We start from the raw sequence: 12,597 nt of genomic DNA, 5'->3' as shown, positions 1-12,597 counted from the left end.
TTAGGAATAGGCAATATAATAGAGTGGCAAAAACAGGTTTATTCTCAACATCACCAAGCTTAAACGAGAATACGAACTGTTATTTGACGCACTATCTTTATCTCTAATGAGAATTTAGTAAGTAATGAGGTGTCATCATGAATAAACTAGCATTAATTACCGCGTCTTTGGTTCTATCATCTACAGCAATGGCGACCACAACATCACTGGTTGGTGATGTCGACTTACATTCAGAAGGCTTTAGCACTAAACAGCAAGCTTATGATGCAGGCTTTCAGATGGTGAATGATTTGAAAGCGATGCCTTCGACGGATTTAGTTTATAAGTTGAGAGTGCATGAAGGCGATTTATTGCGAAACAGTGTCCAAGTTGACGATGCGCAGATCACCGTGCAGGAATATGCAGAAAATCGCGGTGAAATTAAGTACCGAGCGATTATCGATGTTGAGTATTCGTATAAAGAGCGCTCATAGCGGTTAACTTACCGTTTAGGTGACGGCCTGCGAGTCGCGTAAAAAAAGACCAATGCGTACGCATTGGTCTTTTCTTCTTTAGCCAACGAGTAAACGTTGTTATTAGTGGTCGTGGGCCTCACCAGCACCTTTCGGGTAACGGATAGACTCAACCATTTCTTGTACATCTTCAGGTACTTCAGCCGTGAACTTGTTCACTACGATAGAGACAACAAAGTTTAGACACATACCCAGTGTACCGATGCCTTCTGGGCTGATACCAAACCACCAGTTTTCTGGTGTGCTTGCGGCTGGGTTAATGAACTTGAAGTAAATGATGTAGCTTGCTGTGAAGGCAATACCTGACAACATACCTACAATTGCGCCTTCCTTGTTCATCTTCTTGTAGAAAATACCTAGGATGATGGCAGGGAAGAAGGATGCTGCGGCTAAGCCGAAGGCAAACGCTACTACCTGTGCTACAAAGCCTGGTGGATTAATACCTAAGTAACCTGCACCTACAATCGCGACCATGGCTGCTAGACGAGCAGCTAATAGCTCCTGCTTGTCGGTCATGTTTGGCCTGAAGCCTTTTTTCAACAAGTCATGTGAAATTGACGTTGAGATGACCAATAACAAACCTGCGGCTGTTGATAGTGCGGCTGCTAGACCACTTAGCTGCAAGTAGTGCTACAACCCAGTTTGGTAGTTTCGCGAGCTCTGGAGAAGCCAGTACGATGATGTCACGGTTAATCTTCATCTCGTTGCGTTCATCGCCCGAGTAGAACATTTTGCCATCGCCGTTCTTATCTTCCCAACCCACTAGGCCAGTACTTTCCCAGTTTTGATACCAACTTGGTGCTTCTGCTGCTGGTACCCCTTTCATATCAGGGCCATTAATCGTCTCAATCATATTGACTCGAGCGAAAGCGGCAACGCCTGGTGCAGTTGTATAAAGCAAAGAGATGAACAGTAGCGCCCAACCTGCTGAGATACGTGCATCACGTACGCGAGGTACAGTGAAGAAACGAATGATTACATGTGGCAGACCCGCAGTACCGACCATTAGAGCTGCACAGATGAAGAAGACATCGACCATGCTCTTGTTGCCTTCGGTATAGGCGGTGAACCCAAGCTCTTCAGTCAAGCCATCGAGCTTATCAAGTAAATAAACGTCTGTACCTGAGAGCGTTGACCCCATACCCACTTGTGGAAGTGGATTACCTGTCATCATGATAGAGGTAAAGATTGCTGGCACAAGGAAGGCGAAAATGAGGACACAGAATTGAGCTACCTGCGTATAAGTGATGCCTTTCATACCACCCAATACGGCATAGAAGAACACAATGCCCATACCAATGATGATGCCTAAGTTAATGTCTACTTCTAGGAAGCGGGAGAATACTACGCCCACACCACGCATTTGACCTGCGACATAGGTAAATGAGACGAAGATGGCACAAAATACCGCAACCATACGCGCGGTTTTCGAGTAGTAACGTTCACCGATGAAATCAGGAACGGTAAACTGCCCGAATTTACGCAGATAAGGCGCTAAACATAGTGCGAGTAGTACATAACCACCTGTCCAACCCATCAAGTACACCGCACCGTCGTAGCCAACGAATGAGATGATACCTGCCATAGAAATGAACGAGGCTGCAGACATCCAGTCTGCTGCGGTAGCCATACCATTTGCGACGGGGTGAACACCACCACCAGCCACGTAAAATTCACTGGTCGAGCCTGCTCGAGCCCAGATTGCGATGCCGATATACAGTGCGAATGTAATACCGACGAGAATAAACGTCCAAGTTTGAATATCCATGTTCTAGCCTCTAGTCTTCCTGTACGTTGTATTTTTTGTCGAGCGCATTCATGCGAGCAACGTAAATAAATATCAGCGCCACGAAGGTGTATATCGAACCTTGTTGAGCAAACCAAAATCCTAGCTTGAAACCGCCAAATTGAATGGTGTTAAGGGCATCAACAAATAGAATGCCTGCGCCGTAAGATACGACGAACCAGATGGCGAGCAGCGTCCCCATGATTCCCAAGTTTTCCTTCCAGTAGGCTTGCGCATGTTCCGATGATTCGAACGCCATGGCTATCTCCTTATTAAGTGGTGTTAACGTAATGTTACGTTTAATAAGGTAGCAGGGTCGTAGCAAGAACTCTGTGCAACTTTAGTCGATCGAAAATAAGAAAGAAATGCATGAATAACAGATGGTTGACGTTATGGTTTGTTAAAAGTGTGATGTTAAATTGCTGTTAAATTAGCCAAAGGTCTAATATTTAACAGTATCAACAAGCCGAGAAAGTGACATTAAGTACACATTAATACACATGTGCTTAGCAAATTAACTGAGGTGATACCTCACAATTGTGTTTTAATTGTCATGTTGGCAATAAGTTACATAAATCACGGAGAGTAATGAGTGGATGCAGATTCAATTAACAGCCTGTTTTTGACTGGAGCAGTACTTGTCGCATTAAGTGTGCTGTTTAGTCAGGTATCCGCAAAGCTGGGCGTACCGATCCTAGTGATGTTTTTAGGTGTTGGTATGTTGGCGGGAGAGGATGGTCCTGGGGGCATTTACTTCGATGATTATTCCATTACTTATTTAGTGAGTAACTTAGCATTAGCGGTTATTTTGCTTGATGGCGGCATGCGCACCCGCGTTGCCAGCTTTAGAGTGGCTTTTTGGCCTTCAATCACCATGGCAACGCTGGGCGTTGCTTGCACCACAACCTTGACCTAGGTTTGATGGCTATGTGGCTGTTTGACTTAGAGTTGCTGCAAGGCATTTTGGTGGGGGCCATTGTCGGCTCTACCGACGCCGCCGCTGTATTTTCTTTATTAAAAGGACGCCAACTCAATGAGCGTGTTGGCGCAACACTAGAAATTGAATCCGGAACTAACGATCCCATGGCGGTATTTTTAACCGTCACGCTTATTGCTGTGCTTGGTAGCTCAGGCATGGATTTGGGCGCGGCCTTCCTTATCAAAAGTTTTCTGATGCAATTTGGTATTGGGATTATTGTTGGTTTAGCGGGGGGCTGGTTACTGTGGAAGCTTGTTAACCGTACGCAATTGCACGAAGGGTTATATTCAATACTGGTGATTAGTGGTGGTGTGGCGTTACTGGCATTAGCCAATCACCTTGGTGGCAGTGGTATTTTGTCCATCTATCTTGTCGGGCTATTGCTGGGCAATAAGCCGACACGTTCACGTCACTCAATACTTAGTGTACTGGATGGTATGACTTGGTTAAGTCAGATTGTGATGTTTGTGGTGTTGGGTCTATTGGTAACCCCATCGAGCTTGGTCGACATTATGGTGCCGGGCTTTGCTTTAGCCTTTGGTATGATTTTCTTTGCGCGACCGATATCGGTTTGGCTAGGTTTATCTCTATTTAAGAGTTTCGGCGCTCGTGAAAAATGGTTTATTTCTTGGATTGGTTTACGTGGTGCGGTTCCCATCATTTTGGCTGTGTATCCGATGATGGCAGGTTTACCTAATGCTCAGCTCTATTTCAATATTGCTTTCTTTGTCGTATTGGTGTCACTGGTGGTGCAAGGTGGCACATTAATGAAAGCGGCAGCGTTAGCCAAAGTGGAACTCCCTCCTAAACCAGAACCTATCTCTCGCTCTGGCGTGGAAATTTTTCCGGCTAGTGAATGGGAGATGTTCATTTACAAGCTGAAGCCAGAAAAATGGTGTGTCGGAGAGCCGCTACGTAAATTAAAAATGCCAGAAGGAACTCGAATTGCCGCATTGTTCCGAGATAATCAGCTGCTGCATCCATCGGGCAGTACCGAGTTGCGAGCGAGTGATACTTTATGTGTATTAGCGCAAGATCAAAATTTAGATGCATTGAGTCTATTGTTTAGTGAAGCGCCAGAAGATGAAAGCCTTGCTCGGTTCTTTGGTGATTTTTTCCTTGATGGCACCGCGAAGCTGTCTGATGTGTCGACGTTTTATGGGTTTGAATTCGAGGATATCGATGCGGATATGACGCTAAAAACGTTAGTTGAAAAAGAACTAGGTACTCAGCCCGTTTTGGGGGATAGCTTTGAGTGGCATGGACTGCAATGGGTGGTTGCTGCCATAGACGAAAATGAAGTGACGAAATTAGGACTTTGTTTGCCAGACGCACCTGACGAGTAGCGGTATTGTTTGAGTATCACTCTCGCACCTAAAACAAACGCTGGTGGATGACGTGTAAAGGGCCCCGACAAATCGATAATGATTGGTCGGGGCTTTTTTATTCGCTCGCCTCATTGAGTAAAATGACGGCTTGGGTTCGATTCTTTACGCCAAGCTTTCTGAAAATTGCCGTCATATGCGCTTTTATGGTGGCCTCTGAAACATTCAAATCATAGGCGATTTGTTTATTAAGCAAACCGTCTGACAGCATGCCCAACACCTTGTATTGTTGCGGTGTTAGTGTAGCAATTTTCTCTGCGAGGTCACTATAAGTCGCGTCATCAGACATTAGCTCGATAGGAAAATAGGGTTCACCGTCAAGTACTTGATTTAGAGCGCCGATGAGGACTTTCATATCGCTTGATTTAGGGATGAACCCAAACGCCCCATGCATTTTTACTTGCGAGACGATACTGGCTTCTTCGCTTGCTGAAATGACCACGATGGGGATGTCCGGGTGGTCGGCTCTAAGCTGAATTAGCCCTGACATGCCATTTGCGCCAGGCATTTTTAAGTCGAGTAAAATGAGATCCGGCTCTTCGCTTTTTTCAAGTAAGCCAAGTAGAGAAGACAATGAATCCGCTTCTAGCAGGTTGGCACCACTTATCGCCATATGCACTGATTGGAAAAGTGCATTTCTAAACAGCGGATGATCGTCAGCGATAATGATGGTGTACGTCGGTTCCATGTCATCTCAACTTTTTAATAAAATGTTAATACTATTATTGATTCTCTTGCGCCAGCAAACAATTAGCTCAATGCAAAACTCTGATGAGAATCGAGTTTTTTACTGAGTTAATTGGTTTTTTCTCAAGTGTTGCAAGAAATCTTCAGCTGGCACAAACCCTGTCAACCTTGCATTGGGTTGCGCTTGCCCTTGAGCGTCCCAAAATTCAATGGTCGGCAACCCTAAAACATTCATGGCTTTGAGCAGTTCAATATCTTGGGGTTGGTTTTTGGTGACATCCGCTTGCAGTAGCACAAAGTTATCTAATACCGACTCTACGGCAGGATCGTGGAAGGTGTACTTTTCAAACTCTTTACACGCGACGCACCAATCAGCATAGAAATCGAGCATGACAGGTTTGCCCGCTAGTTTTGCTTGTTCGAGTGCTTGATTGAGCTCGTTGATATTATTGACGCGCGTAAAGGTAATTTGTGCTTCATTCTGAACCGTGTCACCAAACCAATATTGCAAGGCGGGTTGAGCGGAGGCGAAGAGGCCAAGGATTGCAATAATGCCAATAAAGCTTTGCTTCCAACCACCAAACGTTAGCGAGTTTTTCTGATGGTATAGCCAGCCAAAGCCGATCACACCTAAACTAGACCATAGTATGGTTGCCCACAGCTCCGGTAGAATTCGTTCAAGTAAGAAAATCGGAGCAGCGAGTAAGACAAACCCAAACAACACTTTAACGCGGTCCATCCATCCGCCCGCTTTAGGTAGCAGTTTATTACCAAACACGGCAGCTGCGATCAGCGGAATACCCATTCCTAGTGCCAGCGCATAGAGAGCGACGCCACCAATTAGAAGATCACCACTTTGTGCGACGTAAAGTAAAGCGCCCGACAGAGGGGCGGTTGTGCACGGTGAGCAGACGAGCCCTGAGATGGCGCCCATTAAGAACACACCGAGTAAATTGCCTCCCTGCTGTTGATTACTCAGGCCGTTTAACCAAGTTTGAACTTTCGATGGTAATTGTATGGTATACAGGCCGAACATCGAGAGTGCGAGCGCGATAAAGAGCACACTAAGACCAATTAGGACATAAGGGTGTTGCATCGCTGCTTGAAATTGCATGCCTGCCGAAGCGACGACTAAGCCAAGCAAGGTATAAGTAAGCGCCATGCCTTGAACGTAGACAAAAGAAAGGCCGAGCGCTTGTTTTTGAGTACGTTTCCCTCCACCTAAGACAATACTGGTTAGTATCGGATACATAGGGAGCACGCAGGGCGTAAACGCGAGCCCAACACCGAGTAATAAAAACAGCGCTGGCGTCCACCAGACCTGTGAGAGTTTGCTGGTTAGGTCATTGTCTAATGCTGGCGCAGATATTGCGGACTCTGCGGGTGTCTTATTGATGACTTGAGTTGAGTTTGTTTCTGTAGCAGCATCATCGAAAGTAAATGGGGCAATATCAATGATACGAGTTTCCGGAGGGTAACAAAAGCCAGCTTTGGCACAACCTTGGTATTGAACAATCAGTTTGCCATCGGGTTGGTATGATTCCAGCGGTACCTGAATAAATAGCGGTTCAGTGTAAATGTTAACCTTGCCAAAAAACTCATCTTGGTAGGGCGTGCCATCTTCCATTTCAATGGTGCCAATAGTGATGTTATCACCACTGATCAGGATTCTATCTTGGTATAGGTAATAGTCGTCTTTGACCTGCCAGTCGATAAAAACACGTTGTCCTTGCTGATAATAATTAAGTGGAAATGCCTCATCTACCGGAACAAAGGTATTGTTTGATTTAGGTGTAAAGGCTAAATCGGAACCTTGTCCAAATTGTGCAAAGCTTGACCATGAGAAGGTCATAAGAGAGAGCAATACGAGCTTAACGAATATTCTTATCATAAGGCGTTACTTGTGAGTTCACGTTTGAGTTATCGAAAATTACTGAAAGTTATCTTAACCTAAGACAGGCAGATAGGAAGTTTTGTTTCAAGCAAGGATAAAAAAAGAGCAACGTAATGCGTTGCTCTTTTAAATGGAGGTAATGTCGGGAGTGCTTAGCCGATGAGTAGACCACCAAAAGCAAACCCAAGCGCGACAGCGGTACTAATCGTTGCGACACCTGGGATGAAAAACGGGTGGTTAAATACGTATTGACCAATACGTGTAGAGCCCGTGTCATCCATTTCTACCGCAGCCAGCAGCGTAGGGTAGGTTGGCAATACAAATAGTGCGCTCACCGCAGCAAAAGAAGCCACAGCGGTAAGTGGAGCAACACCAATCGCGAGTGCTGCTGGCATCAACGCGACGGTTGTTGCACCTTGAGAGTAAAGCAGCATCGAAGCAAAGAATAAGACTAGCGCTAGCATCCATGGGTAGTCTTGTAATAAGGCCCCTGCAAAGTCTTTAATTTCATCGACATGGGCATTGACGAATGTTGAACCTAACCACGCAACACCTAACACACAAACACACGCCGTCATACCGGAGCGGAATGTCGCCGCCGCAGGAATTTGCGAAGCATCGATCTTAGTAAATAACGTGATAGCGCCAGCGGCAGCCAACATGATGGTCATAATTGCTTCATTACGACCTAGTGCTGGATTTTCAATCAAACCTACTGAGCCGGAGATAGCCGCGGCATAACAAACCACAAATATGATGGCGGCTAAGAAAATATAGGTAGCCGTCTTTGCTGTCGGCAGAATATCGCGCTTTTGGGTCGTGTTGAGCTTAATCAGACCTTGAGCAAGGCGCTCTTGATAAACCGGATCATCTTTCAGTTCACTGCCCATGAAGTTGGCAACAAACGCACCGACCATACAGGCGATGAACGTTGTTGGGATACAAACCGCGAGCAGGGTTAGGTAATCGACGCCCATTGGTGCCAGCATGGCGGCAAATGCTACGACTGCGGCAGAGATAGGTGAAGCGGTGATGGCGATTTGCGACGCAACAACAGCAATTGACAGCGGGCGAGAAGGACGAACACCTTGGCCTTTTGCTACCTCAGCGATAACTGGCAATGTAGAGAAAGCGGTGTGACCCGTACCCGCGAGCAGTGTCATGAGGAAGGTGACGATGGGAGCGTAAAAGGTAATACGCTCGGGGTGTTTTCGTAAGAAGTTTTCTGCAATTTGTACTAACCAGTCCATACCGCTGCTACCACTTGCATCGCCGCGATTGCGGTAATAACAGACATGATGATCAAGATAACATCAACGGGGATGTATGATTGGCTTGTAGGGACACCTAAAATGAGAGAAAGAGCGATGACACCAGCGCCCCCTGCTAAACCAATACCAATACCGCCGATACGTGCGCCCAAATAAATGAACAGTAGTACGACGGCGAGTTCTATAGCAACCATAGTAATTCCTCGAGTTATCGTTCGCTTAATCAATCCCAACAAGCATAGGCGGAAAGCGAACGGTTGTTTTGCGTTAAATCGGCATTGTTGAATGCGATGTGTTCGTAATAACCAGTAAAAAGGCCCCCGATAGGGAGCCTTAAGTAAACGTTATTCGTAGCGCTTGGCTTTATACTGAGGTTTCATCAGGTTGTCTACCGAGAAAATATCATCAAGCTCTTCTTCTGATAGAAGACCACGCTCAAGTACCACCTCTTTAACACTTTTACCGGTTTCTGCGCAGATTTTTCCGACGATATCGCCCTCGTGGTGACCGATGTAAGGGTTCAGATACGTTACGATACCAATTGAGTTATACACATAACTTTCACAGACTTCTTTATTCACAGTGATGCCATCAACACACTTGTCTCGTAAGTTTACACAGGCATTTTTTAGGATCTCTAAGGATTCAAACATGCTCTGTGCAATGACTGGTTCCATCACGTTGAGTTGCAGTTGTCCACCTTCAGCAGCAAACGAAATGGTATTGTCATTACCAAGGACTTTAAAGCACACTTGGTTTACCACCTCTGGAACGACTGGGTTTACTTTTGCTGGCATGATTGATGAACCAGCCTGCAGCTCTGGTAGGTTTAACTCGTTTAAGCCTGAGCGAGGGCCAGAAGAGAGCAGGCGAAGGTCATTACAGATTTTAGATAGCTTAACGGCTAAGCGTTTTAGGGCGCTGTGCGTCATTACGTAGGCACCACAGTCTGACGTTGCTTCAATCAAATCTTCTGCAGGTACACACTCAAGTCCGGTAACGCTGGATAGGTGCTTAACGGCTAATTCCTGATAACCCGGTGCTGCGTTAAGACCAGTACCAATTGCGGTTGCGCCCAGGTTAACCTCGAGCAAAAGCTTAGAGGTATAGTCAAGATTTTTAATTTCTTCGTTAAGCGTTACCGCCCAGGCGTGGAACTCTTGGCCTACCGTCATCGGCACAGCATCTTGTAGTTGAGTACGGCCCATTTTTAAGATACCAGAGAACTCTTGGCTCTTAGATTCGAATGCCCCTTTTAGGTATTCGATTGAGTCCATGAGTTTTTTCACGCTGTTGAAGACCGCGATACGGAAGCCCGTTGGGTAGGCGCAGTTGGTTGACTGACTTTTGTTTACGTGGTCGTTAGGGTTAATGAACTCGTATTGGCCTTTTTCTTTGCCCATTAATTCAAGGGCAACGTTAGCAATCACTTCATTAGTGTTCATGTTAACCGATGTACCCGCACCACCTTGGAAAACATCCGACGGGAATTGGTCCATGCATTTACCGGCTTTCTAAGATCACATCACAGGCTTGAATAATGTACTGCGCCACATCTTTAGGTAAGACGCCTAGCTCACGGTTAGCCAGCGTTGCTGCCTTTTTCGTCATTACCATGCCGCGCACAAAATCAGGCACATCAGAGATAGTGGCATTGGAGATATTGAAGTTTTCAATCGCGCGTAGAGTATGAATGCCGTAATAAGCATCCGCTGGAACATGACGTTGACCTAATAGATCTTCTTCGATGCGAGTGGCTTTAGCCGCTGTGTTTGGAGCGAGGGTGGAAGTAGCCATACTTGGATCCTTAGATAATTGTTCTGCTTAGATTACAGGGTCTTTGCCATATCTGTTTTAAAGAATCCATTCGCCAGAATAATTGGCTGGTTATTACGTCCTGATTTATAGGAAACATATTACTCAAAGTGGCACATAAAAATAGTAGCTGGATCACCTTTTAACCTAATTATTGCAGAAATCTTATCGATTGATGTGGGATGAGATGCGCATCAAATAATTATTTACTTACGCTTGGGTACATACCTTGTAAAACTATTTCTTTGGCAATACTAAGCAATGTGAGCGAATTATTTGTGGTTTGCTTCAATGTGGGCGTAAACTGACAGCAAACCAAGGAGGACACAGTGTTTCCGATATTATTATTACTCTTTATTTGTGTGCCAATTATTGAAATTGGCTTGTTTATTCAAGTGGGTGGCTTCTTAGGGCTATGGCCGACCATTGGCTTAGTTTTAATCACGGCTTTTGTTGGGGCGACATTAGTTCGTAGCCAAGGGCTACAAACGTTGATGTCGGTACAAACGCGCCTTCAGAAAGGTGAGATGCCAGCCCAGCAAATCGTGGAAGGCGTTATGCTTGCTGTGTCTGGTGTGCTGTTACTGACGCCAGGCTTCATGACGGATGCGATGGGAATGTTGGTGTTATTACCCGCCCCTCGTGCGGCCATTGCAAAATACTTGATGAGCAAAGTAGTGGTTAACACCATGCAAGGCGGTTTCCATCAAGGTCACGGTTCCCAAGGTGGCTTTCAGTCCCACGATCCGTTTCAGCGCGGTCCATTTGATGGTCAAGGGCAAGATAGCAATACGTTTGAAGGTGAATTCGAACGCAAAGATGACAACGATAGAAACAAGTTGAACTGACCGCTTATGTTAACTCGCTTTAAGCTGACTCGGCGACGTTGGAACAACGTTTTAATGATCGCCATTATTCTCTTTATGGGAGTGATGGCGGCACCAACGCTTATTAAGCAGTACCTTATCTCGCCGCAACCCCAGGCGTCCTCTCAAGAGCAGTCCTCTCAAGGGCAATGGTTGCCAGGGATGATTTTAAATCCTAACGATCGCGTCATCGAAATAAACGCGGCGGGGCTACAGCTCTATTTAGAGGGTGGGTCATCCTCGCTGGAGCAAGCTCAGTGGCTTGCTATCCCTGAGCGCTTTAATGACCAGGCGAATCAGTTGGTACTTAACTGGCAAGGGATCCGTGGCACGGTTGTTGATGAGCCTACTTTACAGCGCCTGAAACCTGCCCTTGAAAACCCAGTCACCATTGAAGTGTGGTATCAAGAAGCAGAGGAACCACAACGAGTTACGGCTTATCGACTGGATCAGTTTTGGTTAATGACTACGTATCAGCAAGAATGGGTCGCGGTAAGCTTTGATGAAGGTGATCTTCTACCACTTTACGCGAAGTAATAGCATGCGACGTAATAGCGAACAACAGAAATAAATAGAGGAATTTATGCCTGAGTTGCCAGAAGTAGAGGTTTCCCGCCTTGGTATTAGTCCGCATCTACTGAATCAAACTATTCAAGAAATCGTTGTTCGCAAGCGTCAGTTGCGCTGGATGATCCCGGAGGATATTCACCAGTTACATGGTGAAGCGATTTTAAATATTCGCCGTCGAGCCAAGTATTTGTTGATTGATACCGCGAAAGGTAGCGCCATTATTCATTTGGGGATGTCGGGGAGCTTACGAGTACTCGCTCATCCCCCATCTCCAGAAAAACATGATCACGTCGATTTAGTATTAAGCAATGGTAAAGTCATGCGTTATAACGATCCTCGTCGTTTTGGCGCATGGTTATGGTGCGCGCCTGGCGAGTCTCATGAGCTTTTGGACAATTGCGGACCAGAGCCACTAACCGATGATTTTTCTGCGCAGTGGATGATGGAGCGGGCTAAAAATAAGCGTGTGGCTGTGAAGACGTTTATCATGACCAATGCCAATGTGGTCGGTGTTGGTAATATTTATGCCAGTGAATCTTTGTTTAGCGCGGGTATCCATCCATTAACGGCGACTCATCGCTTGAAAATGTCCGATTGGCAACGACTTGTCAAAGAGATAAAAGCGATATTAGCCCAAGCCATTGCACAAGGTGGTACCACTCTAAAAGATTTCTCCCAAACAGACGGTAAGCCTGGGTACTTTGCTCAAGAGTTACTGGTTTATGGTCGTGCTGGTGAGCCTTGCAAGCGGTGTGGCGAGGAGATTAAAGAGCAAAAGATAGGTCAGAGAAACACCTTCTATTGTGAGCTCTGTCAGCCAGAGTGATGATGT

Annotated in this window: 7 protein-coding genes and 4 pseudogenes; 5 read left to right on the top strand and 6 right to left on the bottom strand. The window is 45.8% G+C overall.

The features are described from left to right. Positions 1 to 137 precede the first annotated feature (137 nt). Entirely contained in the window at positions 138 to 473 is a 336-nt protein-coding gene (locus AC0L66_RS16895; RefSeq protein WP_250618717.1) for a DUF3316 domain-containing protein, read from the top strand. A 102-nt stretch (positions 474 to 575) separates the two neighbouring features. On the opposite strand, the pseudogene AC0L66_RS16890 reads toward AC0L66_RS16895, so the two are convergent. Next, a pseudogene (locus tag AC0L66_RS16890) lies at positions 576 to 2,280 on the bottom strand (sodium:solute symporter family protein). 10 nt (positions 2,281 to 2,290) lie between these two features. Next, a complete protein-coding gene (locus tag AC0L66_RS16885) occupies positions 2,291 to 2,557 on the bottom strand; it encodes a DUF4212 domain-containing protein (protein WP_250618715.1) in 267 nt (88 codons plus the stop codon). A 333-nt stretch (positions 2,558 to 2,890) separates the two neighbouring features. On the opposite strand from AC0L66_RS16885, the pseudogene AC0L66_RS16880 reads away from it, so the two are divergent. Beyond that, positions 2,891 to 4,623: pseudogene (locus AC0L66_RS16880) on the top strand (potassium/proton antiporter). Between the two features lie 97 nt (positions 4,624 to 4,720). Here AC0L66_RS16880 and AC0L66_RS16875 read toward each other — a convergent pair. The 4 genes and pseudogenes from AC0L66_RS16875 to aspA all read right to left on the bottom strand — a co-directional run bounded on the left by AC0L66_RS16875 (position 4,721) and on the right by aspA (position 10,311). Next, positions 4,721 to 5,350: a response regulator transcription factor gene (locus AC0L66_RS16875; RefSeq protein ID WP_265674668.1), complete on the bottom strand. Its 630-nt coding sequence runs from the start codon at positions 5,348 to 5,350 to the stop codon at positions 4,721 to 4,723. Positions 5,351 to 5,449: 99 nt separating this feature from the next. Continuing rightward, on the bottom strand, positions 5,450 to 7,237 hold the full coding sequence (locus AC0L66_RS16870; protein ID WP_473569291.1) for a protein-disulfide reductase DsbD: 1,788 nt from the start codon (positions 7,235 to 7,237) through the stop codon (positions 5,450 to 5,452). Between the two features lie 158 nt (positions 7,238 to 7,395). Continuing rightward, positions 7,396 to 8,708: pseudogene (locus AC0L66_RS16865) on the bottom strand (anaerobic C4-dicarboxylate transporter). A 150-nt stretch (positions 8,709 to 8,858) separates the two neighbouring features. Then, positions 8,859 to 10,311: pseudogene (gene aspA, locus AC0L66_RS16860) on the bottom strand (aspartate ammonia-lyase). Positions 10,312 to 10,658: 347 nt separating this feature from the next. Between aspA and AC0L66_RS16855 the strand changes: the two are divergent. The 3 genes from AC0L66_RS16855 to mutM are packed head-to-tail and all read left to right on the top strand — an operon-like array spanning position 10,659 to position 12,591. Continuing rightward, positions 10,659 to 11,177 (top strand): FxsA family protein, encoded by a 519-nt coding sequence (locus AC0L66_RS16855; RefSeq protein ID WP_265674673.1) that lies wholly within the window; start codon positions 10,659 to 10,661, stop codon positions 11,175 to 11,177. A gap of 6 nt (positions 11,178 to 11,183) precedes the next feature. Next, positions 11,184 to 11,732: a hypothetical protein gene (locus AC0L66_RS16850; protein WP_473567973.1), complete on the top strand. Its 549-nt coding sequence runs from the start codon at positions 11,184 to 11,186 to the stop codon at positions 11,730 to 11,732. Positions 11,733 to 11,778: 46 nt separating this feature from the next. Then, entirely contained in the window at positions 11,779 to 12,591 is an 813-nt protein-coding gene (mutM, locus tag AC0L66_RS16845; RefSeq protein ID WP_265674675.1) for a bifunctional DNA-formamidopyrimidine glycosylase/DNA-(apurinic or apyrimidinic site) lyase, read from the top strand. Positions 12,592 to 12,597: the final 6 nt, after the last annotated feature.

Source organism: Vibrio sp. GJ43-1, from assembly GCF_055808835.1.
Note: the sequence above shows the minus strand (reverse complement) of the source record. Positions and strands in the feature narration are given on the sequence as shown.